Annotated in this window: 1 protein-coding gene; it reads right to left on the minus strand. The window is 55.2% G+C overall.

Annotation, left to right across the window (positions count from 1 at the left end):
- Window positions 1-248 (minus strand): hypothetical protein (locus ACRHNM_RS17615; RefSeq protein WP_431137943.1); only part of this gene is annotated, 248 nt, incomplete at both ends.

A 248-nucleotide genomic window follows, 5' to 3' on the forward strand; every position in this document is an offset into this window, starting at 1 on the left:
ATCGTCGTTGTCCGCCCCGTAGACCGAACCGTATTCCAGCATGTACAGCATGCCGTCCTTCCCGAACACCGCATCGATCGGGCGCCTGAAATCCCCGTTTTCCGTCATAAATGGTTCAGCCCGCAGGTAATTTTCTTCCGCATCGAACCGCAACGCCTTTACCCAGTTACGCATCCACTCAAACACGAACAACGTACCGTCGTAATACTCCGGAAACCGGTTGGGGGCCTCGGAATCCGGGTCGTATT

It is taken from the genome of Psychroserpens mesophilus (genome assembly GCF_050617655.1).
Taxonomy (GTDB): domain Bacteria; phylum Bacteroidota; class Bacteroidia; order Flavobacteriales; family Flavobacteriaceae; genus Psychroserpens; species Psychroserpens mesophilus_A.